General features: G+C 74.4%; 27 protein-coding genes. 10 read left to right on the top strand and 17 right to left on the bottom strand.

Annotation, left to right across the window (positions count from 1 at the left end):
• Positions 1 to 624 (bottom strand): hypothetical protein, encoded by a 624-nt coding sequence (locus tag AB0F15_RS23910; protein ID WP_360274147.1) that lies wholly within the window; start codon positions 622 to 624, stop codon positions 1 to 3.
• Between the two features lie 403 nt (positions 625 to 1,027).
• On the opposite strand from AB0F15_RS23910, the gene AB0F15_RS23905 reads away from it, so the two are divergent.
• The 4 genes from AB0F15_RS23905 (at position 1,028) to AB0F15_RS23890 (ending at position 3,183) form a co-directional block, all read left to right on the top strand.
• Positions 1,028 to 1,582 carry a copper resistance CopC family protein gene (locus AB0F15_RS23905; protein WP_360274144.1) on the top strand — a complete coding sequence of 185 codons (555 nt, stop codon included), beginning with the start codon at positions 1,028 to 1,030 and terminating at the stop codon, positions 1,580 to 1,582.
• Positions 1,583 to 1,621: 39 nt separating this feature from the next.
• Positions 1,622 to 1,960, top strand: a complete 339-nt coding sequence (locus tag AB0F15_RS23900) for a hypothetical protein (RefSeq protein WP_360274142.1) — start codon at positions 1,622 to 1,624, stop codon at positions 1,958 to 1,960.
• A gap of 25 nt (positions 1,961 to 1,985) precedes the next feature.
• The gene (locus tag AB0F15_RS23895) at positions 1,986 to 2,639 is read left to right on the top strand and encodes a phosphoribosyltransferase family protein (protein WP_360274139.1); all 654 of its coding nucleotides are present in this window, start codon (positions 1,986 to 1,988) and stop codon (positions 2,637 to 2,639) included.
• Between the two features lie 121 nt (positions 2,640 to 2,760).
• Entirely contained in the window at positions 2,761 to 3,183 is a 423-nt protein-coding gene (locus AB0F15_RS23890; protein ID WP_360274136.1) for a DUF6292 family protein, read from the top strand.
• Between the two features lie 5 nt (positions 3,184 to 3,188).
• Here the strand turns inward: AB0F15_RS23890 and AB0F15_RS23885 are convergent, their stop codons facing one another.
• From AB0F15_RS23885 to AB0F15_RS23865, 5 genes are all read right to left on the bottom strand, one after another.
• Positions 3,189 to 3,551 (bottom strand): VOC family protein, encoded by a 363-nt coding sequence (locus AB0F15_RS23885; protein ID WP_360274133.1) that lies wholly within the window; start codon positions 3,549 to 3,551, stop codon positions 3,189 to 3,191.
• Positions 3,548 to 3,976, bottom strand: coding sequence for a hypothetical protein (locus AB0F15_RS23880; protein WP_360274131.1), 429 nt, complete (start codon positions 3,974 to 3,976; stop codon positions 3,548 to 3,550). The genes AB0F15_RS23885 and AB0F15_RS23880 overlap by 4 nt, the downstream gene beginning before the upstream one ends.
• Positions 3,973 to 4,098 (bottom strand): hypothetical protein, encoded by a 126-nt coding sequence (locus tag AB0F15_RS23875; RefSeq protein WP_360274128.1) that lies wholly within the window; start codon positions 4,096 to 4,098, stop codon positions 3,973 to 3,975. Before AB0F15_RS23875 ends, AB0F15_RS23880 begins: the two co-directional genes overlap by 4 nt.
• 62 nt (positions 4,099 to 4,160) lie before the next feature.
• On the bottom strand, positions 4,161 to 4,604 hold the full coding sequence (locus AB0F15_RS23870; protein ID WP_360274125.1) for a DUF4383 domain-containing protein: 444 nt from the start codon (positions 4,602 to 4,604) through the stop codon (positions 4,161 to 4,163).
• Between the two features lie 151 nt (positions 4,605 to 4,755).
• Positions 4,756 to 5,580 (bottom strand): SDR family oxidoreductase, encoded by an 825-nt coding sequence (locus tag AB0F15_RS23865; protein WP_360274122.1) that lies wholly within the window; start codon positions 5,578 to 5,580, stop codon positions 4,756 to 4,758.
• A gap of 118 nt (positions 5,581 to 5,698) precedes the next feature.
• On the opposite strand from AB0F15_RS23865, the gene AB0F15_RS23860 reads away from it, so the two are divergent.
• Positions 5,699 to 5,887 carry a DUF2795 domain-containing protein gene (locus AB0F15_RS23860; protein WP_360274120.1) on the top strand — a complete coding sequence of 63 codons (189 nt, stop codon included), beginning with the start codon at positions 5,699 to 5,701 and terminating at the stop codon, positions 5,885 to 5,887.
• Between the two features lie 33 nt (positions 5,888 to 5,920).
• Here AB0F15_RS23860 and AB0F15_RS23855 read toward each other — a convergent pair whose 3' ends face one another.
• Together AB0F15_RS23855 and AB0F15_RS23850 are read right to left on the bottom strand one after the other, a co-directional pair.
• A complete protein-coding gene (locus AB0F15_RS23855; RefSeq protein ID WP_360274117.1) occupies positions 5,921 to 6,970 on the bottom strand; it encodes a glycosyltransferase family 9 protein in 1,050 nt (349 codons plus the stop codon).
• Positions 6,967 to 8,439: an HAD-IIIA family hydrolase gene (locus AB0F15_RS23850; RefSeq protein ID WP_360274114.1), complete on the bottom strand. Its 1,473-nt coding sequence runs from the start codon at positions 8,437 to 8,439 to the stop codon at positions 6,967 to 6,969. The genes AB0F15_RS23855 and AB0F15_RS23850 overlap by 4 nt, the downstream gene beginning before the upstream one ends.
• 103 nt (positions 8,440 to 8,542) lie before the next feature.
• On the opposite strand from AB0F15_RS23850, the gene AB0F15_RS23845 reads away from it, so the two are divergent.
• Together AB0F15_RS23845 and AB0F15_RS23840 are read left to right on the top strand one after the other, a co-directional pair.
• Positions 8,543 to 9,892: an aldehyde dehydrogenase family protein gene (locus AB0F15_RS23845; protein ID WP_360274111.1), complete on the top strand. Its 1,350-nt coding sequence runs from the start codon at positions 8,543 to 8,545 to the stop codon at positions 9,890 to 9,892.
• 107 nt (positions 9,893 to 9,999) lie between these two features.
• Positions 10,000 to 11,127 carry an aromatic acid exporter family protein gene (locus AB0F15_RS23840; protein ID WP_360274108.1) on the top strand — a complete coding sequence of 376 codons (1,128 nt, stop codon included), beginning with the start codon at positions 10,000 to 10,002 and terminating at the stop codon, positions 11,125 to 11,127.
• A 67-nt stretch (positions 11,128 to 11,194) separates the two neighbouring features.
• On the opposite strand, the gene AB0F15_RS23835 is transcribed toward AB0F15_RS23840, so the two are convergent.
• From AB0F15_RS23835 to AB0F15_RS23795, 9 genes are all read right to left on the bottom strand, one after another.
• Positions 11,195 to 11,374 carry a hypothetical protein gene (locus tag AB0F15_RS23835; protein WP_360274106.1) on the bottom strand — a complete coding sequence of 60 codons (180 nt, stop codon included), beginning with the start codon at positions 11,372 to 11,374 and terminating at the stop codon, positions 11,195 to 11,197.
• 96 nt (positions 11,375 to 11,470) lie between these two features.
• Positions 11,471 to 12,076, bottom strand: a complete 606-nt coding sequence (locus AB0F15_RS23830; protein ID WP_360274103.1) for an NAD(P)H-dependent oxidoreductase — start codon at positions 12,074 to 12,076, stop codon at positions 11,471 to 11,473.
• Positions 12,073 to 13,383 (bottom strand): UDP-glucose/GDP-mannose dehydrogenase family protein, encoded by a 1,311-nt coding sequence (locus AB0F15_RS23825; protein WP_360274100.1) that lies wholly within the window; start codon positions 13,381 to 13,383, stop codon positions 12,073 to 12,075. The genes AB0F15_RS23830 and AB0F15_RS23825 overlap by 4 nt, the downstream gene beginning before the upstream one ends.
• A complete protein-coding gene (locus AB0F15_RS23820; protein ID WP_360274098.1) occupies positions 13,376 to 14,326 on the bottom strand; it encodes a glycosyltransferase family 9 protein in 951 nt (316 codons plus the stop codon). Before AB0F15_RS23820 ends, AB0F15_RS23825 begins: the two co-directional genes overlap by 8 nt.
• Complete coding sequence (locus AB0F15_RS23815) at positions 14,317 to 15,003, bottom strand: SDR family oxidoreductase (protein WP_360274095.1); 687 nt, start codon at positions 15,001 to 15,003, stop codon at positions 14,317 to 14,319. The genes AB0F15_RS23820 and AB0F15_RS23815 overlap by 10 nt, the downstream gene beginning before the upstream one ends.
• A gap of 25 nt (positions 15,004 to 15,028) precedes the next feature.
• Positions 15,029 to 16,396 carry a PfkB family carbohydrate kinase gene (locus AB0F15_RS23810; protein ID WP_360274092.1) on the bottom strand — a complete coding sequence of 456 codons (1,368 nt, stop codon included), beginning with the start codon at positions 16,394 to 16,396 and terminating at the stop codon, positions 15,029 to 15,031.
• Entirely contained in the window at positions 16,393 to 16,953 is a 561-nt protein-coding gene (locus tag AB0F15_RS23805) for an SIS domain-containing protein (RefSeq protein WP_360274365.1), read from the bottom strand. Before AB0F15_RS23805 ends, AB0F15_RS23810 begins: the two co-directional genes overlap by 4 nt.
• Positions 16,953 to 18,626: a carbamoyltransferase C-terminal domain-containing protein gene (locus AB0F15_RS23800; RefSeq protein ID WP_360274089.1), complete on the bottom strand. Its 1,674-nt coding sequence runs from the start codon at positions 18,624 to 18,626 to the stop codon at positions 16,953 to 16,955. Before AB0F15_RS23800 ends, AB0F15_RS23805 begins: the two co-directional genes overlap by 1 nt.
• A 113-nt stretch (positions 18,627 to 18,739) precedes the next feature.
• Entirely contained in the window at positions 18,740 to 19,705 is a 966-nt protein-coding gene (locus AB0F15_RS23795) for a UDP-glucuronic acid decarboxylase family protein (RefSeq protein WP_360274086.1), read from the bottom strand.
• A gap of 72 nt (positions 19,706 to 19,777) precedes the next feature.
• Here AB0F15_RS23795 and AB0F15_RS23790 point away from each other — a divergent pair, with 72 nt between their 5' ends.
• Genes AB0F15_RS23790 through AB0F15_RS23780 form a run of 3 tightly spaced genes read left to right on the top strand, consistent with a single transcriptional unit; the run spans position 19,778 to position 22,367 of the window.
• Complete coding sequence (locus tag AB0F15_RS23790; protein ID WP_360274084.1) at positions 19,778 to 20,635, top strand: polysaccharide pyruvyl transferase family protein; 858 nt, start codon at positions 19,778 to 19,780, stop codon at positions 20,633 to 20,635.
• On the top strand, positions 20,632 to 21,498 hold the full coding sequence (locus AB0F15_RS23785) for a glycosyltransferase (protein WP_360274081.1): 867 nt from the start codon (positions 20,632 to 20,634) through the stop codon (positions 21,496 to 21,498). Before AB0F15_RS23790 ends, AB0F15_RS23785 begins: the two co-directional genes overlap by 4 nt.
• Positions 21,477 to 22,367: a glycosyltransferase gene (locus tag AB0F15_RS23780; protein WP_360274079.1), complete on the top strand. Its 891-nt coding sequence runs from the start codon at positions 21,477 to 21,479 to the stop codon at positions 22,365 to 22,367. Before AB0F15_RS23785 ends, AB0F15_RS23780 begins: the two co-directional genes overlap by 22 nt.
• Positions 22,368 to 22,466 lie beyond the last annotated feature (99 nt).

Here is a 22,466-nt window from a genome sequence, read left to right as displayed (position 1 = left end):
TCACCGTCCACTCGCGACGGTGGCGGCCGGGACGCCGACGGCGCCGGCGGCGACCATCGCGGGTTCCAGACCGCCGTCGGCCGTGCGGCAGTAGCCGAGGACCAGCGCACCGACGCCGTCCGGGCCGGTCACCCCGAGGCCGGTGGTGACGGCGCCGAGCAGCGGCAGCCCGCCGACGGTGTCGAGGACCTGCTGGGGCACCCCGGCCTGGCACGCGGGCACGTCGGTCCCCGGTGGGGGAAGCGGCGGGGTCGTCGGCGGCGGTGGCGATGACGGCGGGGGTCCGGGTTCCGGGGCCGGAGCCGGGTCGACGGCACCGCCCCCGGGCATCGGGGGCATCGACGGTATCGACGGAATGGCGGCGACCGGCTGGTCGCCGACCGGGACCGCGGGCAGGGGGGACGCCGGGACGCCCGCCGGGGGCAGTCCCGGCGGAATCGGTTGGGCGCCGGGGGTTTGCGGGGTGGCCTGGTGTCCGCCGTCCGCGACCGGGGGGAGCGTGGCCGGTTCGGCGGCGGCGCCCGGGCGCAGGCCGATGCCCGACGCGTAGCCGACGACGATCACGACCGCGCCGGCCAGGCTCGCGGCGATCACGTGGTCACGGCGTGGTGCGGAACCTGGCACGGTTTCGTCCTCCAAGAACGGGGAATCCGGTGCGGGGACCCGCCGGAAATGCGCGGTCACCGGAATGGGGGAGAAGGGGATGTGGGGAGCAGGTAACCAGCCGGCAGGTTTCGCGGCGTGATCCTCACATGAACTCCGCGTAAAGTCGGAGGGTCCGCGGACGGCGCGCTGCCGTGAGTTCCTGACCCGAACGCCTCGTCCGCTCGGCTGTTCGGGTGATTCGGGCGGCGAACGGTCGGAGCAGCCGCCGGATTTGCCCGGTTCCGGTGCGTCGGCCGGCTGCGACGGTGAGAAGTGCTTAACAAACCTGTTTCACGGCTCACCGTTGCCCGCGCGCCGGTGGTCGTTACGGTTCCCGGTATTCACGTCCGGTCCGCGCATTTCCGTTGAACGCGAGGAAATCATGTCTTCCCGTTTGCTTCGCCCTGCCCGCGAAAACCTCGTTGTCCGCATCGCCGCGGTGCTGGCGGCCGCCGGGTGCGCGGTCCTGCTCGGTGCGCCCGCGGCGGACGCGCACAGCGTCCTGGTGTCCAGTTCGCCTGCCGGGGACGCGGCGGTCGCCGTGGCGCCGGCCGAGGTGGCGCTCGAGTTCAACGAACCCGTGGAGAACCGGTTCACCGAGCTCGCCGTGCTGGGCCCCGACGGCACGTCGCACTGGGAAGCCGGTCCGGCGTCCGTTGTGGACGCCCGGGTCTCCGCGCCGCTGCGGCCCTTCGGGCCGGCCGGCGGCTACACGATCCGCTACCGGGTCACTTCCGCCGACGGGCACCCGGTCTCCGGTGCCATCCCGTTCCGGCTCACCGTCGCGGGCCCGGGAACGGCGGTGCCGGTCGCCGCGCTGACGGCGGGCCCGGCCGGCGACGGCTCGATGCCGCTGTGGCCGTGGATCACCGGCGGTGCCGTGCTGCTCGGTACCGGGTTCGCGGTGGCCAGGCGGCTCGCCCGCGCGAACGCGTGAGCGTGTGTGCGGCCGTGGCCTGGCGGGTACCCCCGGGCCATGACGAATCTCGACGACACCACGACCGCGAAGCTCGACGAATTCGTGCTCGCCCGGCTCGCGGAGGACGAAGAGCGCGTCCGGGCGGGTGAACTGCCGCTGATCGACGAGGCCGAACGGCGCGGGTGGCTGCGGATCATGTACGCCGACGACGGCGACGGGCTGTTGCTCGCCGGCGGGCCGGTCGAGGCGATGGAGGACCGGCACCCGGTGCCGTTCGCCGAAAAGGTCGAATTCCTGCGTCGCGAGATCCGCGACGCCCACGACGACGCGTCCGTCAAGCTGATCGCGTCCGTGTACCAGGCCCATCCCGATTGGCGCGACGAGTGGCGCCCGTGATGCCCGGTCGTGTCCGGCCGCGGTGATGTCCGGGTGGCCGGATCGGCCGCGGATCTTCTTCGCCGACCGGGAGGACGGCGGCCGTCGGCTCGCGGGCGAACTGCGGCGCCGCACCTGGACCGACCCGCTCGTGCTCGGGCTGGCCCGTGGCGGGATGCCGGTGGCCGCCGTCGTCGCGCGCCGGCTCGGCGCCGAGCTGGACGTCGCGGTCGCGCGCAAGATCGGCGCACCGGGCCGCCGGGAGTACGGCGTCGGCGCGGTCACCCCGGACGGGCCGGCGATCTACGACCCGGCCGTCCTGCGCGCGCTCGAGCTGACGGCCGCGCGGATGGCCCGGGCCGAAGCCCGCGAGCGGGCGGAGGCGCGCCGCCGGCTCGAGCGCTACCGCGCGGGCCGCGAGCCGGCCGGCATCACCGGCCGCGACGTCATCCTCGTCGACGACGGGCTGGCGACCGGTGTCACCGCGACGGCCGCCCTGCGCGCGCTCCGCTCGGCGCGCCCGCGGACGCTCGTCTTCGCCGTGCCGGTCGCCGCCCCGGGCGCGGCGGCGCGGGTGCGGCAGGAAGCCGACGACGTCGTCTGCGTCGCCGAACCGCCGGGTTTTCGCGCCGTCGGCCAGTGGTACGCCGATTTCCGCCAAACGGACGACGAAGAGGTGCTGGCCCTGCTCGCTCCGTGACCCTCGGAGATCCACAGAGGACAGCTGGTGACGTGCTGCGCCACCCGGGGCGGACCGGGTTGACCGGCTGGGTGATGGGGTATCACCCGACGGGGGCACCGACCGGACGGGCGGGAGCGGGATGAGCGAACGGGACGGGCTCGGCGCGGCGGCGCGCGGGCTGCGGCAGTACCTGCTGGCCGTCGCGGCCGAACTGGACGCGCCCGCCTGGTTCTGCGAGGTGGACGTCCCCGCCGGGGCGTACCTGGCGTTGGAGCGGCGGCTCGCCCGGTTCCCGGACCACGAGACCGCCCTGCTGTGGGACGAACGGGACGGCTGGGCCGCGGCCGTCGAGTCGGCGGCCGGCGACGAACTCGTCGTGCTCGCCTACCTCGGCCAGGACGTCCTGCCCCCACCCGAAGCCGTCGTGGCCTTCGTGACCGGCCTCTACGGCGAGGAATACCCCGGCCGGCCGGATCCGCCGGACTTCCGCAGACCCGGCGCCGAGGACGGGTTCGACGAACGCCTGGCCGCTTACGCCGGCGATCCCGTCGGCCGAGGCTGAGCCGGTCACCGCGGCGGCAGCACGCAGAACTCGTTGCCTTCCGGGTCGGCGAGCACGATCCACGGGTCGTCGTCCGGGTCGTCGAGGACCTTCGCCCCCAGCATCACCAGCCGTTCCACCTCGGCGCGCTGGTCCCTGCCCACCGGGGCGAGATCGAGGTGCAGCCGGTTCTTGACGGCCTTTTCTTCGGGGACCGGCTGGAACAGCAGCGCGGGCCCGTCGGCGAACTCGACCTGCCGGTAGGTGAGGCCGTGCGAGTCGGTCCACGTCCGGGTCTTCCCGTTGCCGAGCGCCTCTGCCCAGAACTCCGCGAGCAGGTCCGGCCGGCGGCAGTCGACCGCCACGGCCAGGATGCGCGCCGCGGTCACGAGCCCGCCACGATCCGGTTGACGGCTTCGGTGACCAGTTCCGGCTCGGCGACGGTCACCGTCAGCCCGGGATGGCGGACCAGTCCCCACGGGTCGAGGCCCCGGACGGGTTCCCGGAACCGGAGGCACACGCCCCCTCGCGTCGTGGTGCCGAAGGTCAGCCCGCCGTCGGCGAGCGAAACCCGGACGCCGAAGACCCGCAGGGCGCGGTACGGGCCGGTGGCTTCCCCGCCGGCGAGATTGTGGAGCGGGGTCTCGACCACCCACGGCCCGAACCGGACGCGCAGGCCGCCGGTGTCCAGTTCCAGGCCGCTGCGCGGACCCAGGACCCGCCGCAGCCACCGGAACGGGACGGCGAAGTCCGCGTGCAGCCGGTGGTGCACGACGACGGTGGGGCGACCCGGCGCCGCTTCGCTCGGGGTCATGCGCCGCCGCCCAACGGCGGGACGTCGGCTTCGTCGTCGGCCGGGAGTTCGGGGTCGCGCCGCTCGGTCTTCGGCGCGTCGTCCTCTTCGCGGGGCGGATGCCGGTCGCTTTCGCGGTGCATGGGGAACCTCCTTGACGCGGTGTTTCCCGGCTACCCGGTGACGATCCGCCGAAACGGCCGGGTCACCGCGTCCGGGCGGCGGCCCGCGTGGCCGACCGGGCGGCGACGATGCCGAGCACCAGCCCGGCGACCGCGGTCAGCCCGTGCAGCCAGTTGTCCGCCCAGTTCAGGTTGACCGGGTCCTCCGGGTTGCCGAACGCGGTCGCCAGGATCCCGTAGGCCGTCATCGCGGTGAAGCCCACGAACAACACCCAGCAGTAGATGATCGCGCCGGGGCGCCGGGTCGCGGCCAGCAGCCCGAGCACCCCGGCTCCCGTGTGGACGATGTTGAGCAGCGGCGTCGCACTGAAGATCCACACGGCCCGGCTCGTTTCGTGCCCGACCGCCGCGGTTTCCGGGGTCAGGAACCCGGCGATGCCGAGTGCGAGGTAGAGCAGCCCCAGTACGGCGACGACCGGGCGCAGCCAGTTCGGCCCGGTGCGGGGGGCGGTCTCGGCGGACGTCATGGTGTCTCCTTCGTCGGTTGCGCCCGGATACCCGGGGTAGCGCAACGGAAACGGGGGAGGGGAACGGGCCGGACGGCGGCTTTTCGGCCGCCGCCCGGCCTGCGGCCGGGGCCCGCGCCGGTCCCTGCAGCCGGGACGCGGGCCCCTGGTCTCATGGGGAGCGCCAGTCGTGACCGCGGGAGGCGGTCCCGTGCTGGGCACCCATCAGCAGCAGGCCGCCGTCGACGACGAGCGACGTGCCGGTGATGTAGCCGGCCGCCGGGGTCGCCAGGAACGCGACCGCGGCCGCCACCTCGGCCGCGTGACCGGGGCGGCCGAGCGGGATGCCGGGCCGGTCCTGCTCGCGCGGGTCGGCGTCGGTCTGTCCGGTCATCGGCGTCGAGATTTCGCCGGGTGCCACGGAGTTCACGGTGATGGCGTGTTCGGCCAGTTCCAGGGCGAGCACCTGGGTCAACGCGCCCGCCCCGGCCTTCGCGGCGCAGTAGGGCGCCGCCCCGACGCGGGGCACGTGCTCGTGGACGCTGGTGATGGTGATGATCCGGCCGCCGCGGCCGGCGTCGATCATGTGCCGCGCCGCGCGCTGCGAGAGCAGGAAGACCCCGTCGAGGTCGACGTCCAGGACCTGGCGCCACTTCTCGAAGCTGAGGTCGGTCACGCGTTCGCTGCTGCCGGTACCGGAGCAGTTGACCAGGACGTCGAGGCCGCCGAGGTCTTCGGCGAACGCGTCGACGACGTCGGCGGCGGCCGGCAGCTCGGTCAGGTCGAGCCGCCGGACGTACGCGGCGACGCCGTGCGAACGGGCCTCGGCGGCGGTTTCCTCCGCGCCGTCGGCGTCCGAGTGGTAGGTGATACCGACGTCCAGGCCGCCACCGGCGAGCGCGGCCACGACCGCACGGCCGATGCCGGAGTCGGCGCCGGTGACGATGGCGCGTCGCGGCGAAGCGGCTTCTGCGGGCAAGGGCGCCGGAAGCGACACGGGCGTCTCCTTTCGTTCCCGGTCGGCTACCACCCCTGCCGAGGACTAAACCCGGCGAGCGTGTGGGCGCGGGCGGACGGGGTAACCGCGCGGTTCCCCGAACGGAAGGAGAGCTCCCGTGAGCAAGCCGAACCCGATCGAACTGCAGAAGTACCTGTCCGGCGTCGACTACCCGGCGAAGCGGGACGACCTGGTGCAGGCGGCCGAAAAGAACGGCGCCGACTCGGACACGCTCGACGTCGTGCGTGGCTTGCCCGACCGGACCTACGAGGGACCGAGCGGCGTGAGCAAGGAGATCGGCGGCTGACCGCGCCTAGGCCCGGGCGGCTGCCGCCCGGGCCTAACGCGGCGAAGTCATCGCGACGGCCTCCGGTACCACTGCGCCGGGCTGGGCGAGGGCGGTCACCGCGCGGCAGACGTCGGCGGGGTCGATCGTGTCGAGGCAGGGGTGGCCCGGCACGGGGCAGACGCGGGCGCGGCTGGCGCGGCAGGGAGCCTGCTGGTCGCCGAGCACGATCGTGGGGACGCCGTAGGGCGCCCACCGCTCGGCCGGCACCACCGGGGCGAACAGCGACACCACCGGGGTGCCCGCCGCCGCGGCCAGGTGGGCGGGGCCCGTGTTGGGTGCCACCACGACCTGGGCCCCGGACAGCACCGAGGCCAGCTCCGCCAGGGACGTCCGGCCGCCCAGGTTCACCGCCGACGTCCCGGCCACCTCCTGGGTCAGCGCCCGCTCCGACGGCGCGCCCGTCACGAGCACCCGGTGCCCGTCGGCGGCCAGCGCCCGCACCGTCTCGCGGCTCCAGGCCGCCGACGGCTGGCGGGCGGGCACCGACGCCGCGGGGTGCACCACGACGTACGCCCCGCCGCCGGTCAGCCTGCTGATGGGCGGCAACGGACGCCGCAGGGCCAGCGCGCCGTGGTCGTCGGACGGCAGCGAGAACCCGGCCGCTTCGGCGAGCGACAGCATGCGGACCGGTTCCGGCGGATCGCCGTCGACGCGGTGGCGCAGGTCGAGCAGGCTGCCCGGGTAGTCCTCGGAGATCGCGCCGATCCACGGCACCCCGGCTTGGCGCAGCAGCAGGGCCAGCGGCAACGGGGACTGGTGGAACGACGTCAGGATCAGGGCCCGGTCGAACGACCGCGAACGGATCAGCGAGACGAAGGCCCCGGTGTCCTCGGCCGTGACGGACGGCGGCTCGGGGTCGATCCACGGCGCCGTCCACGTGAGCAGGTCGGCCACGCCGGGCAGCAGTTCGCCGGCGGCGCGGCCGTGCGGTCCCGTCAGCAGCGTCACGTGGGCACCGGACGCGGCGACGGCGCGGACGCAGGGCCCGGCGAGCAGGACGTCCCCCAGGTTGTCCTGGCGGGCGACGAGCACCCGGGTCATCCGGTGACCCCGGCGAGGCGCAGCGCCTCGGACAGGTCGCGGGCGACGGCGGCGTGCCGGCGGGCACGGGCGATCTCGGGTTCGAGCGTCCGGGCCGTCGGCACCAGCACCGCACGGGCCCCGGCGGCGAGTGCCGCGTCCACGTCGGCGCCGGTGTCGCCGATGACCACACAGGACGCGGGATCGACGCCGAGCTCGCCGGCGGCCCGCAGCACCATGCCGGGGGCGGGTTTGCGGCACGCGCAGCCGTCGCCGTCGTCGTGGACGCAGACCTGCCAGGTGCCGAACGGGCCGAAGAGTTCCTTGACGCGGGCGTTCACCGCGTCGAGCTGCTCCGGGGTGATCAGTCCTTTCGCGACACCGGACTGGTTGCTCACCACGCCGACCGGAATTCCGCGGTCGCGCAGGTCCCGCACCAGTTCGACGGCCCCGGGGACAGGGCGGACGCCGTCCGGGTCGTTCAGGTACGGGACGTCGACGATCAGCGTGTCGTCCCGGTCGAACAGCACCGCGACCGGGGGCCGGGGCCGCCGGGCGGCGATCTCCCCGCGCAGCCGGTGGTAGCACGCGGCGGGCGGGATCAGGGCACTGGTGACGACCATGCGCGCCACTTCGCCGGGCGTCCGCGGGCCGGGGAGGATCCGCCGGGTGGCGAATTCCGCCGTCAGCCCGGCCCACACCCCGGCGGCGAGCAGCGCCTTCCCGCGCTGCCGCACCACCGGCAGTGCGAGCGCGGCCAGACCGGCCACAGTGGACAGTGCGTGCCTGCCGAGCCTGCCGGGCCCGGCGCCGGTGCGCTGCCGCCAGAGCACGCCGTGCTTCGCCCGCATCAGTGCGTTGTCGGCGTTGCCGCGCTGGGCTTTCAAGCTGTAGAAGAACCCGGCCCGGCGGGCCGGGTGCGTGGTCAGCCGCTCACCCTGGTCGATCCGGTGCCCCGCTTCGGCGACGCGCAACGCGAGGTCGGAGTCTTCGCGGAACGCGCGCGGGAACCGTTCGTCGAAGCCGCCCGCTTCGACGAGCGCGCTGCGGCGGTAGGCCATGTCCGCGGTGATCCACCGGGCGTGCTCGAGCCCCGCGGTGCCGCGCTCGTCGTCGGTGGGCCGCCGGTCCGCGGGCAGCGGCACGGTGATCCGGCCCTGGGAGGCGGCCACCTCCGGCGGCAGCGAGCCGAGGTCGGTTTCGAGCTGCCGCGGCCAGTCGGGGGCGAGTACGACGTCGTCGTCGACGAACGCGATCCACTCGCTCTTCGCGGTGCGCCAGCCGAGGTTCCGCGCCGCCGCCGGGCCGCGTCCGCCGGAACGCAGCACGCGGACGCCGTCCGGAACGTCGAGATCGGCCCCGCCCGGGCGGTCGTCGACGACGAGGATTTCCGCCGGTCGCGGGTCCGGGCCGCCGAGCAGGGTCGCCAGCAATGGCCGAAGCGTCTCCCGGCCCGTCGTGGGAATCACCACGGTGTAGTCGAGCGTCACGGGCCCGGGATACCCGGGACGGGGGCGATCAAACGGCGTGTCGAAGTCCCCGTACCCGGGTAACCGGCCAGCTGACGACGGCGGACGACGACAAGGAGTGCGGATGACCGCGGGGACGATCGAAATCCGGAACCCGGCCGACGGCAGCGTGGTGGGCCGGGTGCCGACCGCGGGCGAAGCCGAGATCGACGCCGCGCTCGCGCTGGCCCGCCGGACCCGGACGCAGTGGGCGCGGACCCCGGCCGCCGAACGCGGGGCGCTGCTGCACACCGCCGCCGAGCGGCTGCGGGCCCGGGCCGACGAGCTGGCGAAGGTGAACGAAGCGGAGACCGGGAAGCCCCGGGACGAAGCCCGTGGCGGCGTGCTCGCCGGCGCGGGCACCTTGGCGCAGTACGCCGAACTCGGCCCGGTCCACCGCGGCCGCAGCCTGCTCGGCGACGTGGGCGCGACGGACCTCATGGTGCCCGAACCGCACGGCGTCGTCGTGGCGCTCACGCCGTGGAACGACCCGGTCGCGGTGGCCTGCGGGCTCCTCGGTGCGGCCCTGGCCACCGGGAACACCGTGGTGCACAAGCCGAGCGAGCGCGCGCCGCACACCGGCCGCCTGCTCGGCGAGGTGCTCGGCGGGATCTTCCCGGACGGCGTGCTGCAGACCCTCCAGGGCGACGGCGGGGTCGGCGCGATCCTCGCGATGCGTGCTGACGTCGACGTCATCGCCCACGTCGGCAGCACCGCGACCGGCCGCTCGATCGCCGCGAGCGCGGCCGCGACCGGGGCGAAGACCTTGCTGGAGAACGGTGGCAACGATCCGCTGGTAGTCGACGAGGACGTCGACCCGGTGTGGGCGGCCGGCCAGGCGGCACTGGGTGCGTTCGCCAACTCGGGGCAGATCTGCGTGGCGGTCGAACGGATCTACGTGTGCGAAGCCGTCGCCGAGCCGTTCCTCGCGGCGCTGGTGAAGGAGGCGGAAACGCGGACGCTGGCTCCGCTCGTGGACCGGCGCCACCGTGACCACGTGCACTCGCACGTGGCGGACGCGCTCTCCCGGGGTGCCCGGCTGCTGACCGGCGGAGCGGTGCCGGACGGTCCCGGCGCGCACTACCCGGCCACGGTCCTCACCGGCTGCACGCCGGAGCTGCGGGTGATGACCGAAGAGACCTTCGGCCCGGTCGCGCCCGTCCGGGTCGTGGCGAACTTCGACGAGGGGCTGGCCGAAGCCGCGAAGGGCGACTACGGGCTGGCGGCGACGGTGCTGACGGCGTCGATGGCGCACGCCCAGCGAGCGTGGCGCGAGCTGCCCGCCGGCACGGTCAAGGTCAACAACGTGTTCGGCGGAGCACCGGGCGGCGCCGCCCACCCGCGCGGCCGCAGCGGCAACGGGTACGGCTACGGACCCGAGCTCCTCGACGAGCTGACCCAGACGAAGCTCGTGCACATCGCCCCGCCCGCATGACGGAACGGGACGGCAGACCCCGCGCGCCCGGCCTCGACGGAAGGGGGCCGGATCAGCCGCGCTCCCCACGGAGTGCGGCCCGGCCGGACGGGACCGTGGTGGGCCGGTTGGCTCGCGCGGTGCGGCAGGGCGCCGGCGACAGCCCGCCGGAAGACCCGTACCGGCACGACCGGAGCCCGATCGGCTGGTGCGCCCGCGCCGTGCGGGTGCCGGGCCGGGAGCGGCGGATTCTCGTCCAGACCGCCAAAGCCACCTTCGCCGCGACCGCGGCGTGGTTGCTGGCCACCCTGGTGCTGCGGCTGCCGCAGCCGTTCCTCGCCCCCTACGCCGCCGTTTTCCTGGTGGAAGCGACGGTCTACCGGTCGCTGCGGGGCTGGGTCCAGCAGGTCGGCTCGGTGGCGAGCGGCGTGGTCCTCGCCGCGGTGGCGGGCCAGCTGATCCCCTGGCAGGCGGTCGCGCTGGCCACCGTCGTCTTCGTGGGCCTGCTGGCGGGCAGCTGGCGGCGGTTCGGCGAGTCGGGGGTCTGGGTCGGCGTCACCGGGATGCTGGTGATCTCCTACGGCACCGCCCGCGAGCCGGTGCTGCTCGGTGACCGCCTGCTGGAGACGGCGCTGGGTGCGGCGATCGGCGTCGCGGTCAACACGCTGATCTTCCCGCCGTTGTACGGCGAACGCCTGGCCGCGGCGGCCGGCCGGCTGGCGAAGGTGCTGGCCGGCCTGCTGGAGTCGCTTTCCGATCTGATCCGCCGGGACGAGCCGCCCGCCGACCTCGACGGCCTGCTGTCCCAGGAGCACGACGCGCGGAGCCAGGTGCAAGAGGCGGAAGAAGCGGTCGGGCTGACGCGGGAAGGGCGGCTGCTGAACCTCCGCCGCGGCCGGCCGGCGGCCGGGGCGCGCCACGAGCGGCCCCTGCGGACGCTCATCGGGCTGTGGCCCGCGGTGTCGCAGCTGATCGCCGCCGTGCGCACGACGGCGGGCCGCCGGGAGCACCCCTTCGAATACCCCTGGTCGGACGCGCGGGATGCGCTGGCGGACCTGATGCACCACCTGGCCGGGGCCGTGCAGGCGGTGGCGGTGCCGGGGGAGCCCGTCGACCTGCACGAATGCCGGGCGCTGCTGGAAAAGCTGGAGGACCGGCTGATGACGGCGGAGGAGGACGGCGTGCCGGCCCGGCTCGGCCTGGGCACGCTGACGCTGCCCGCGCGGCTGCTGGTGGAGCAGCTGGAAGAACGCTGAACTTCGGGAAGGCCACCTCGAGGGAGGGGACCGTCGCCGAGGGGGCCTTCCCGAAGGTGCGCGGGGGTTACTGGACCGCGACCACGTCGGCTTCCGATCGGTGCCGCCGGCAGGCGGTGCACACCATCGTCTGGCCCAGCAGGGTGCCGTCGCCGGACACCAGCCGGGCGACGTGCAAGGCGGGCAGGCCGCATTCCTCGCAGGGGATCGGCTTGCTGTCACGGCTGATCATGACTCGGTTCGGCATGTGGAGCCCCCTGACGAGGATCGAAGGTGCCGACCTGTTACCCACGTGTCGTGGGCCACACTCGTCCGGTCCAGTGACGTCACTCGAATAGACTAATCAGCTGGCCGGATACTGGTGCTCGCGCAGCACGTTCGCGAGGTGGACGGCGTTGCGGACCAGGGTCGCGTTCGTCGCGGCCACGGCCTCCGGCGTCTCGTCGAGGTCCTGGTAGTCGCCGCCCTGCATGGCTTCGCCGTTCCAGTAGGTGGCGCCCTGCGCGGGCACCGTGAAGCCGATGTCGTTCAGCGCCTGGAACAGGTCCGCGATGATCTTGTGGGCGCCGTCCTCGTTGCCGACGACCGCGGCCACCGCGACCTTGCCGAACATCGCCGGACGGCCTTCGTCGTCCGTTTCGGAAAGTTCCGCGTCGAGGCGTTCCAGGACCCGCTGCGCGACGCTCGACATGTGGCCGACCCACGTCGGGGTGGCGATCAGCAGGACGTCGGCGTCGGCGATCTTCCGCCGGATGCCCGGCCACGCGTCGCCGTCGCCCATGTCGGCCTCGACGCCCGGGCGGACGTCGTGGTCGACCACCCGGACCAGCTCGCCGGTGGCGCCGTGTTCGGCGAAGAGGTCGAGCAGCTGCCGCGCGATGAGGTCGCTGCTCGACTTCGCGGGTGACGGCTTGAGCGTGCAGGTCAGCGCGAGGACGCGCAGGGTCATGACAGCCTCCTGGGATGGGTGCCGACGCCGATGTGGGCGAACCCGGCCTCGGCGAGGGCGTCGGGATCGAGCAGGTTGCGGGTGTCGACGACGACCGCCCGGTCGGCCGAGGCCGCCAGGCGAGTCCAGTCGAGGTCCCGGAACTCCGGCCATTCGGTCAGCACGACCAGCGCCGCGGCGTCCTTGGCCACCAGGTACGGGTCGTCGACGACCTGGACCGCGTTCATCCCGGGCACGCACCCGACGGCCGGGTCGTGCGCGGTGAGCTCCGCTCCGGCGCGGGCGAGGTCCGCGGCCACCGCGAGCGCCGGCGAATCGCGCAGGTCGCCGGTGCCCGCCTTGAACGCCAGGCCCAGCAGCCCGAGGCGGGCGCCTGCCAGCGATCCGGCCGCCGAACCGGTCACCGCCTGCCGCACGGCCCGCACCACCCGGGCGCGCTGCCGCGCGTTGACGCGCACCGCGTCGCGCAGGATGGCGAAGTCGACGCCCGCCGACTCGGCCGCGTGCAGCAGGGCCGAGGTGTCCTTCGGCAGGCACGAACCGCCCCAGCCGGGGCCGGGGGCGAGGAACTCGGGCCCGATCCGCGCGTCGAGGCCCATCGTCCGGGAGACCTCGCGGACGTCCGCGCCGAACCGCTCGCACAGTTCGGCGAGGACGTTCACGTAGGACAGTTTCACCGCGAGGAAGGCGTTGCTCGCGTACTTCGCGAGTTCGGCGCTGGCCGAATCGGTCGCCACGACCGGGGCGCCGGTCGGCTCGTACAGCCGCGCGACCCGGTGCGCCGCCGTCGATCCCGCCGGGTCGGTGCCGACCACCACCCGGTCCGGGTGCAGGAAGTCGTCGACGGCGTGCCCTTCGCGGAGGAACTCCGGGTTGGCCACGACCGGCAGGTCGTCTCGGCCCAGCAGGTGGGGCAGCCGCGCCGCGGTGCCGACCGGCACGGTCGACTTGGTGACCACCACGCAGCCCGGGCGCAGCAGCCGGCCGAGCTGCGGCACGACCTGCTCGAGGACGCCGAGGTCCGGCCGCCCGTCTTCGGCGGGCGGCGTGGGCAGGCAGAGCAGGACGATCCCGGCGCCGTACAGCTCGGCCTGGGCGGTGGTGAAGGTCAGCGTCCCGTCGGCCAGGCCCTGTCCGACCAGTTCGGCCAGGCCGGGTTCGGCGATGGACACCACGCCCCGGCTCAGCTCGTCCACTTTGGACTCGTCGGCGTCCACGCAGGTGACCCGGTGCCCGAGCCGGGCGAAACAGGCGGCACTGGTGAGGCCGACGTAGCCCGCGCCGACGATCCCGATGTGCTCAGCCATGGGCCACCCGCATTTCGAGGGCCGCCCGCGTCGCGGCGAGCACGCGTTCTTCGCCCAGCAGCAGCAATCCGCCGTCGGGCTCGTCGCCGTGTGGGTCGCCGACGTTCCCGGCCCACAGCACGACGTGGTGCCGGGCCGACGGCGGCGGGCCCCACAGGCGGGGCGGCGTCGGGCCGAACAGCAGCACCGACGGCGTGCCGAACGCCGTGGCGAGGTGCCCGACGCCGGTGTCGCCGCAGACGACGAGCGCCGCGCCGGCCACCAGCGCGGCCAGTTCCGCCAGGCCGGTGCGCCCGGCCAGCACGGCGTCGTCGCCGAGCCCGGCCGCTTCGGCGATCGAAAGCGCCAGGTCGCGTTCGCCGGCGCTGCCGGTGAGCGCGACGCGGTGCCCGGCCGCGGCGAGGGCCCGGACCACGGTGGCGAACCGCTCCGGCGGCCAGCGCCGGGCCGGGAACGCCGCGCCGGGGTGCACCACGACGGCGTCCGGGGCCGGGCTCGGACCGGGCGGCACGGGCAGCCGCAACGCCGAGCGGTCCGCCTCCAGGTGGGCGTACTCGACGAGCCGGCACCAGCGGTCGACTTCGTGCAGGTCGTCGCGCCAGGCGAGGCCGGGCACGTCGGGGAAGTCGGGGTGGGAGTGGGTCAGCAGCTCGGCGGGGTCGGTGGCGAGGAGGTCGTGGGTGCTCTCCGGGCCGCTGCCGTGCAGGTTCACGGCCAGCCGCGGCGGCGGCCCCGGCCAGGCGAGTTCCCCGAGCCCGGGTGTCGGCAGCAGCTCGTCGACCGCGTCGATCAGCTCCACCAGGTCCCGCAGGCTCTCCGGCCCGGCCAGCACCAGCCGCTCGCCGGGGTACGCCGCGCGCAGGGCGCGCAACGCGGGGACCGCCGTCAGCAGGTCCCCGACGCCGAGCGCGCGCAGCACGAGGACCGCGGAGCTCACGGCCACGACCCCTCCTCGGACGCGCACACGACCATTTCGCGGACTTCGGCGCCCGGCGGTTGCTGGAGCGCGAACACCACGGTGTTCGCGACGTGCTCGGGCTGGTTGAGCTTCGCGTCCGGCGGCGGCTTGTACTGGTCGGTCCGGTCGTCGAAGAAGTGCGTCCACATCCCGCCGGGGATGAGCAGGGTGACGCCGACGCGCCCGGCCAGTTCTGCGGCGAGCGCCCGGGTGAAGCCGACGACGCCGAACTTCGAGGCGCAGTAGGCGGTCGCGTCGCTCACCGCCTTGATGCCCAGGGTGGACGCCACCGTGACGACCGTGCCATGCGAACGTTCCAGATACGGGAGCGCGGCGCGGATCACCGCGGCCGTGCCGAACAGGTTCACCTTGACGACCCGCTCCCAGTCCTCCGTGGACACTTCGCCGAGCGGCCCGCAGGCGTCGGTGCCGGCGGCGGTGAAGACGCCGTCCAGGCCGCCCGCGCGTTCGGCGAGTTCACGCACCGCGGCCTCGGTGGCGGCGGTGTCGGTCAGGTCGGCTTCGACGTATTCGGCCGGGTCCTCGGGGCGGACGCGGTCGAGGACGTAGGGGGTGCCGCCCGCCTTGCGGACGGCGTCGACGGTGGCGGCGCCGAGGCCGGAGGCGCCACCGGTGATCAGGACGTTGCCGAGGGGTCGCATCGCTCTCCTTCGCGGACGAAAGGGGTCAGGCACTGGCCGCGGCGGCGACCAGGCGGGAGGTCGAGTAGCCGGGCACGGTCGGGACGAGCACGACTTCGCCGCCGTGCCGTTCGACCACTTCACGTTCGGGTAGGTCCGCGGCCGCGTAGTCGCCGCCCTTGACCCACACGTGCGGGCGCAGCTTTTTCAGGACGGCGGTGGGGGACGGTTCGTCGAAGACGGCCACTGCATCCACAAAGGACAGAGCCGTCAGCAGCCGGGCCCGGTCGCGGTCGCGCACCAGCGGGCGGCCGGGACCCTTGAGGGCCCGCACCGACGCGTCGGAATTGAGGCAGACCACCAGCGCGTCGCCGAGGGCACGCGCCTGCCGCAGGAGACTCACGTGGCCGGGGTGCAGCAGGTCGAAGCAGCCGCCGGTGGCGATCAGGCGGCCGCCGCCCGCGCGGATCCGCTCGGCGAGGCCGAAGGCGTCGGTCGCCGGCTGCGGGTCGGGGACCGGGCCGTCGTTCGTGGACAGCGCGGTCGCCCCGCCGGCCGCGACGAACCGGGCGGCCGCCTCGACCGCCGTCACGACGGCTTCGGTCGTGTCCGCACCGCCGAGCAGGGCCGCGGTGGCCGCGGCGGCGAACCGGTCGCCCGCGCCGCACGTGTCGGGGGCGGTGTGGCCGGGCGTCCGCGCCGCCGCGGGGATCGGGACGGTCGTTTCGCCGAGGCCGTCGGCCAGCACGGCACCGCGGGCGCCGACGGTGACCGCGACCGCGTCGGCGCGCCAGTGGCCGCGCAGCAGCTTGGCCAGCTCGGCCGGTTCCTCGTGCCCCGCGAGCACCTTGCGCGCCTCGGCGAGGTTCGGGGTGACCAGCCTCGTGCCGGGCACCGGCTGGGCGCCGCGGGGGTGCGGGTCCCAGACCACCGGGATCCGCTCGGCCAGTTCGCGCAGGAGGTGCCGGACGTCCGGGTTGCGCGTCAGGCCGCGGCCGTAGTCGGCGACGAGGATCGCGCCGGCGTCCTCCAGCGCCTCGCGCACGGGAGCCGGCAGCGGGTCGGCGGTCGCGGTGCCGTCGCCGGAATCCAGGCGCAGCAACGACTGCCCGCCCGCGCGGACCCGGGTCTTGCACACCGTCGTGCCGCGCAGCGGCAGCGGCAGCACGGTGACGTCCGGTTCCAGCAGCCCGGTGAGCGCGTGGCCGCCTTCGTCGTCGCCGAGCGGGGTGACCAGGACGACCTCGGCCGCGGATCGCGCGGCCAGCAGCGCGGCCAGGCCGGCCCCGCCGGGGCGACGGCGCCGGGCCGTCAGGTCGACCACCGGCACCGGTGCCTCCGGGCACAGCCGCTCGGCGGTGCCTTCGGCGTCGACGTCCAGCAGCGTGTCGCCGAGGACGACCAGCGGCTTCACGCGGTCACCCCGAGCGCGTTGTCGAGCGCCGCGCACAAACCGTGCACCAGGGCCAGGTGCATCTCCTGCACGGTCGCGACGGTCGGCGCCTCGACCGTCACCGCGTCGTCGCACAGGGCGGCGAGGGGGTTGGGGGCCGGCCCGGTCAGCGCCCACGTCGTCACGCCCAGCTCGTGCGCGGCCTTCGCGGCGGCGACGACGTTCTGGCTGCCGCCGCTGGTCGACAGGCAGACCAGGACGTCACCGGGGCGCCCGTGCGCGTGGACCTGACGGGCGAAGACCTCGTGGTCGCCGTAGTCGTTCACGATGGCCGTGGTCGCGGACGTGTCCGCGTGCAGCGCGATCGCCGACAACGGCCGCCGTTCGTGGCGGAACCGGCCGACGAGCTCGCCCGTCAGGTGCTGGGCCTCGGCGGCGCTGCCGCCGTTGCCGCAGGCGAGCAGCCGGCCGCCGGCCTCGAACACGCCGGCGAGGTGCCGTCCCCAGGCGGTTATCTTGGGGGCGGATTCGCGGGCTCGCGTGGCGGCTTCGGCCAACGCGGCGAGATGGTCTTCCATCACGGCACCTCCTTCTCCTCCGGCGACGCCGCGCCGGTTCGGGTGGATCGGGGACGGCGAAGCACGAACGGGCCCAGCGCCAGCAGGTCGACCGGCGCCGAACCGAAGCACTCGAGTGCGTCGCGGGGCGAGTCGACCATCGGCCGGCCGGCGGTGTTGAGGCTGGTGTTGATCACGACCGGCAGGCCGGTCCGGCGCTCGAAGGCGGCCAGCATCCGGGCCAGCACCGGATTTTCCCGCGCTTCGACGGTCTGCACGCGGGCGGTGCCGTCGACGTGGGTGACGGCCGGGATGCGGTCGCGCCAGTCTTCGGCGACGTCGTGCACGAACAGCATGTAGGGGCTGGGCAGCGGCCCGCGGGTGAAGATCCCGGCCGCCCGCTCGGCCCGCACCATCGGGGCCACCGGGCGGAACTGCTCGCGGCCCTTGACGTCGTTGAGCCGTTCCAGGTTCTCCTTGCGGCCCGGGTGGGCCAGCAGCGACCGGTGCCCGAGGGCCCGCGGGCCGAATTCGGCGCGGCCCTGGAACCAGGCGATCACCTCGTCGTTCGCCAGCGCTTCGGCGACGGTCTCGGCGAGGTCGTCGGGACGTTCGTAGGGCAGCTTGGCCTTGACCAGGATGTCTTCGAGCTCTTCGTCGGTCCACCCGCGACCGAGGCCGGCGTCCCCCATGGACGTGCGGCGCTCCCCGGCCTCGGCGGCCAGCTGCAGCGCGGCGCCGAGCGCGGTGCCCGCGTCCCCGGCGGCGGGCTGCACCCAGATGCGGTCGAACGGACCCTCGGCGTGCAGCCGGGTGTTGGCGACGCAGTTGAGCGCGATGCCGCCCGCCATCGCCAGATCGCGCTGGCCGGTGGCCTCGTGCAGCCAGTCCGCCAGCTCGAGCAGGATGTCCTCGAGGACCTTTTGGACACTGGCGGCGAGATCGGCGTGCTGCGCGGTCAGTTCCTGCCCGGCTTCGCGCCGCGGGGCGAGCGCGGCCAGGTCGACGCCGGAGGCGTGGAACCCGCCGTCGCCGGTGACGTGGACGTGTTCGCAGAGTTCGTCGAGGAACTCCGGCTTGCCGTAGGAGGCGAGCGCCATGACCTTGTACTCGTCACTGGAGCGGGCGAAGCCGAGGTGCTCGGTGAGGTCTTCGTAGAGCAGGCCGAGCGAGTGGGGGAGCCGCTGGGCCGCCAGTTCCTTGAACCGCCCGTCGCGGTACTCACCGGCCAGGTAGGAAGTGCTTTCGCCGCGTCCGTCGGCGACGAGCACGGCGCAGTCGCCGAACGGCGCGGCGAGCGCGGCCGACGCGGCGTGGGCCACGTGGTGCCGGACGAACTTGACGATCCCCGGGTCGAGTCCCGGCAAAGCGGACTTCAGGAACAGCGGGGCCCGCCGGGCGAATTCCGTCCGCAGCTCCTCCCCGCTCGGGTCGTGCCCGGGCAGGCCCGGTTCGACCAGCGCGGGGTCGTAGGAGTACCCGACGGCGTCGAGGTCCTTCGCGGACAGTCCCGCCTGCGCGAGGCACCAAGCGGCGGCTTGGGCGGGCTGCTCCCAAGTGGAGAACGGCACGGCCTGCTTGCCGTGCTTGCGGCGGCTGAAGCGTTCTTCCTCCGCCGCGGCCACGATCTCCCCGTCCACGACCAGCGCTGCGGCGGGGTCGTGGAAGACGGCGTTGATTCCGAGTATGCGCATCGACCTGCCTCTGGCGTTTTCGGCGCGGACTCGTCCGGCCCGCTCTCGCCTATAGCGCTACCCGGTGAAGTCGTTGATAAACGATCCACGGCAAAAGCCCTGGGCGTCGCTACTCAGAGCGACGGCGCCCGGCGGAACCACGCCGCAGTGCGACGGAGACCTTCGTCGGCATCGACCTTCGGTTCCCACCCCAGGACGTCCCGGGCGAGGGAGATGTCGGGGCAGCGGCGCCGCGGGTCGTCGACCACCGCGTCGATGTACTCCAAGGGGGAGCCGGACCCGGTGATCTCCTTGACGCGTTCGGCCACCTGACGGACCGTCAATTCGTCCGGGTTGCCGATGTTCACCGGTCCCGGGTGGCCTGACCGCGCCAGGGCGAGCAGGCCGCGGACGGTGTCCTCGACGTAGCAGATGGACCGCGTCTGCTCGCCGGTGCCGGTGACGGTGAGCGGCTTCCCGTTGAGGGCCTGGTCGAGGAACGCCGGGATCATCCGGCCGTCGTGGGCGCGCATCCCGGGGCCGTAGGTGTTGAAGATCCGCGCGATCGCCGTGTCCACGCCGCATTCGCGGCGGTAGGCCGACGTCAGTGCTTCGGCGTAGCGCTTGGCTTCGTCGTAGACGCTCCGCGGCCCGATGGGGTTGACGTTGCCCCAATACCCTTCCCGCTGGGGGTGTTCCAGCGGATCGCCGTAGACCTCGCTGGTCGAGGCGAGCACGAACCGGGCGCCCTCACGGCGGGCCAGCTCGAGCGCGTTCTCGGTGCCGTGCGAACCGGCGCGCAGCGTTTCCAGCGGCAGGGCCAGGTAGTCGCGCGGCGACGCGGCCGAAGCCAGGTGGAACACGACGTCGGCCCGGCAGCTCGGCGGCAGCGGCTCGGTGACGTCGTGGCGCACGAACCGGAACCGCTCGTGGCGGCGCAGGTCCGCGAGGGAGCCGGCCGACGACGTCGCGAGGTTGTCGACGGCGATCACTTCGATGTCCTCTTCGAGCAGCAGTTCGCACAGGTGCGCGCCGACGAAGCCGGCACCCCCGGTCACCACCGCACGCTCGAACCGCCTGGTCACTCCCGGATTCGTCATGCCGTGGCGGCTACCCGGCCCCCGCGGGCGCAAACCCGTGTAAGGACGGGCGGAGCGGGTAAGCGACCGGCCATGCGAGTTCTGCTCACCGGTTGGGCCAGTTTTCTGCACGGCGAAGCGACGGCGGGTGACGTCCTCAGCCTGCGTGCGACCGGCGCCGCGCTGACGGAGGCGGGGATCGACCACCGGGTGGCGTGGAGCCCCGGCTTCCGCCCCGGCGCCCTCCACCTCTCCGACGCACTGCCCGAGGACTACACGCACGTGGTGTTCGCCTGCGGCCCGCTGCACGGGCCGCAGGTGCGTGCCCTGCACGAGCGGTACGCCGGCTGCTGCCGGATCGCGGTCGGCGTGTCCGTGCCGGATGCCGGAGACCCGGCGGTGACGGGGTTCCACCGCGTCCTCCCGCGCGACGACGGCGGCACCGCGGAACTCGACCTCTCGCTGGGGGCCGCGGTCTCGCCCACGCCGGTGCTCGGGGTCATCCTGGCGCCCCGCCAGCCGGAATACGGCAGCGCGGGGCGCCACGACGACGTCCACGAAGCACTGACCGGCTGGCTCGCCGGCCTGGACTGCGCCCGGGTGCCGCTGGACACCCGGCTCGCGCACCGGGACTGGCAGCGGTGCGCGACCCCCGACCAGTTCACCGCCGCGGTGTCCAAAATGGACGTCGTGGTGACGACCCGGCTGCACGGGCTGGTGCTGGGGCTCAAGGCCGGGGTGCCGGTGCTCGCGGTCGACCCGGTGGCCGGCGGCGGGAAGGTGACCGCGCAGGGCAAGGCGCTGGGCTGGCCGGTGGTGGCCGCCGAGGACGCCGGGGACCCCGCGGTGCTCGACGAGCGCCTGAAGTGGTGCCGGCCGGCGCCCGTGCCCCCGCCCGCGCACCCGCCTTCCCTGGCCGCCGTGGTGGCCGAGCTGGTGGGACAGCCGTGACCGCGCGCACGACCGTCGTCATCGCCACCCGCAACCGAGCCGCCGAGCTCGCGCGCACCCTCGGTCAGTTGTCCTCTTTGGACCCGCGGCCGCCGGTCGTGGTGCTGGACAACGCTTCCGGCGATGACACCGCGGAGGTCGCCGGACGGCACCCGAACGTGCGGGTGATCCGCCTGCCGCAGAACCTCGGCGCCGCCGCCCGCACCCTCGGGGTGATCGTGGCCGACACGCCGTACGTCGCCTTCAGCGACGACGACTCGTGGTGGGCACCGGACGCGCTGGCCGAGGCCGAGCGGATCTTCGACGAGCACCCGCGGACCGGCCTGCTCGCCGCGCGCACCCTCGTCGGCCCGGAATGCCGGGACGATCCGGTGACGCCGGAAATGGAACGCAGCCCGCTGGGTCACCCGGAGGGTGCGCCCGGGCCGCTGGTGCTCGGCTTCCTCGCCTGTTCCGCGATCGTGCGTCGCACGGCGTACCTGCAGGTGGGCGGCTTCAGCCCGCTGCTGCACTTCGGTGCGGAGGAACAACTGCTCGCCTACGACCTGGCCGCGTGCGGCTGGGAGGTCTGCTACGTCGGGCGCCTGCGCGCCCACCACCACCCGTCCCGGTCGCGGCCGCCGTCGTCGTGGCGCCGCCGGGCCGAACTGCGCAACCGGCTGCTCATCGCCGTGCTGCGCCGCCCGCCGCGCATCTGCCGCCGCGAGGTGGCGCGGACGCTGGTGCGGGCGCCCGGCGCCGTCCTCGGCGCGGTGCCGCGGCTGCCGCGCGCGCTGAGCTCCCGGCGCGTCCTGCCCGCCCACGTCGAACACCAGGCCCGGACTCTGGAAAGGACCGCCGAATGGCGCGAATCTCGGTCGTGATCATCACCTGCAACCGCCGTGAGCAGCTGCGGGAAACCCTGGCGCACATGACGTCCCTGCCGGACGCCGCGCCGGTCTTCGTCGCGGACAACGGCTCCGCGGACGGCACGGCCGACATGGTCGCCCGGGAATTCCCCGGCGTCCGCCTGTTCCGGCTGCCGGAGAACCTCGGCGCGGTGGCGCGCAACGTCGCCGTCGAGGAGGTGACGACGCCGTACGTCGCCTTCTGCGACGACGACACGACCTGGCAGCCCGGCGCGCTCACCCGGGCGGCGGACCTGCTGGACGCGTTTCCGGCGCTCGGCTCGGTGACCGGGCGCTGCCTGGTCGAGCCCGGCCTGGCCGAGGACCCGATCACCCCGGAGCTGCGCGAGTCCCCGGTGCCCGGTCCGGACTGGCTGCCGGGCCCGGCGCTGCTCGGCATCATGGCCGGGCTGACGACGGTCCGCGTCAGCGCGTTCCGGGAGGTGGGCGGGTTCTCGCCCCGGATGTGGCTCGGTGGCGAAGAGGAGCTGTTCGCCCTCGACCTGGCCGCGCGCGGCTGGTGGATGTGCTGGGCCGAGGACGTCGTGATCCACCACGCGCCGTCGAAGCTGCGCGACCCGCGGCACCGCCGCCGTCTCGGCATCCGCAACACGCTGTGGACGCTCCTGCTGCGCCGCCCCTGGTCCGCGGTCTTCCGTCGCGGCCGCGACGTCCTGCGTACGGCGCCCCGCGACGCGGCCACGGCGGCGGCCCTGCTCGACGTCGTCCGCGGCCTGCCGTCCGTCCTCGCCGAGCGCCGGGTGGTCCCGCCGCTCGTCGAACACGGACTGCGCCTGCTGGAAGCCCCCCAGCGCGAGTCGAAGGCCCGCCGCTACGTGGGCTGAACCGGCCGAGGCCCGTGATCACGCTCATGCGCTCGCCCGCTTCGGCCGAGTGAGGACCATCGCGCTTTGGAAGCCGCCGAAGCCGCTGCCCACGGTGAG

The organism is Amycolatopsis sp. NPDC026612, from assembly GCF_040638285.1.
In the GTDB taxonomy this organism is placed as follows: Bacteria; Actinomycetota; Actinomycetes; order Mycobacteriales; family Pseudonocardiaceae; genus Amycolatopsis.
Note: the sequence above shows the minus strand (reverse complement) of the source record. Positions and strands in the feature narration are given on the sequence as shown.

Coding starts and splice junctions, on each gene's coding strand:
- AB0F15_RS23875 (WP_360274128.1), bottom strand. CDS start 4,098: ATGCACCGCGAAAGCGACCGGCATCCGCCCCGCGAAGAGGACGACGCG.
- AB0F15_RS23895 (WP_360274139.1), top strand. CDS start 1,986: ATGTCCGGGTGGCCGGATCGGCCGCGGATCTTCTTCGCCGACCGGGAG.
- AB0F15_RS23795 (WP_360274086.1), bottom strand. CDS start 19,705: ATGACGAATCCGGGAGTGACCAGGCGGTTCGAGCGTGCGGTGGTGACC.
- AB0F15_RS23900 (WP_360274142.1), top strand. CDS start 1,622: ATGACGAATCTCGACGACACCACGACCGCGAAGCTCGACGAATTCGTG.
- AB0F15_RS23870 (WP_360274125.1), bottom strand. CDS start 4,604: ATGACGTCCGCCGAGACCGCCCCCCGCACCGGGCCGAACTGGCTGCGC.
- AB0F15_RS23805 (WP_360274365.1), bottom strand. CDS start 16,953: ATGGAAGACCATCTCGCCGCGTTGGCCGAAGCCGCCACGCGAGCCCGC.
- AB0F15_RS23780 (WP_360274079.1), top strand. CDS start 21,477: ATGGCGCGAATCTCGGTCGTGATCATCACCTGCAACCGCCGTGAGCAG.
- AB0F15_RS23790 (WP_360274084.1), top strand. CDS start 19,778: ATGCGAGTTCTGCTCACCGGTTGGGCCAGTTTTCTGCACGGCGAAGCG.
- AB0F15_RS23845 (WP_360274111.1), top strand. CDS start 8,543: ATGACCGCGGGGACGATCGAAATCCGGAACCCGGCCGACGGCAGCGTG.
- AB0F15_RS23880 (WP_360274131.1), bottom strand. CDS start 3,976: ATGACCCCGAGCGAAGCGGCGCCGGGTCGCCCCACCGTCGTCGTGCAC.
- AB0F15_RS23800 (WP_360274089.1), bottom strand. CDS start 18,626: ATGCGCATACTCGGAATCAACGCCGTCTTCCACGACCCCGCCGCAGCG.
- AB0F15_RS23835 (WP_360274106.1), bottom strand. CDS start 11,374: ATGCCGAACCGAGTCATGATCAGCCGTGACAGCAAGCCGATCCCCTGC.
- AB0F15_RS23890 (WP_360274136.1), top strand. CDS start 2,761: ATGAGCGAACGGGACGGGCTCGGCGCGGCGGCGCGCGGGCTGCGGCAG.
- AB0F15_RS23855 (WP_360274117.1), bottom strand. CDS start 6,970: ATGACCCGGGTGCTCGTCGCCCGCCAGGACAACCTGGGGGACGTCCTG.
- AB0F15_RS23830 (WP_360274103.1), bottom strand. CDS start 12,076: ATGACCCTGCGCGTCCTCGCGCTGACCTGCACGCTCAAGCCGTCACCC.
- AB0F15_RS23825 (WP_360274100.1), bottom strand. CDS start 13,383: ATGGCTGAGCACATCGGGATCGTCGGCGCGGGCTACGTCGGCCTCACC.
- AB0F15_RS23905 (WP_360274144.1), top strand. CDS start 1,028: ATGTCTTCCCGTTTGCTTCGCCCTGCCCGCGAAAACCTCGTTGTCCGC.
- AB0F15_RS23815 (WP_360274095.1), bottom strand. CDS start 15,003: ATGCGACCCCTCGGCAACGTCCTGATCACCGGTGGCGCCTCCGGCCTC.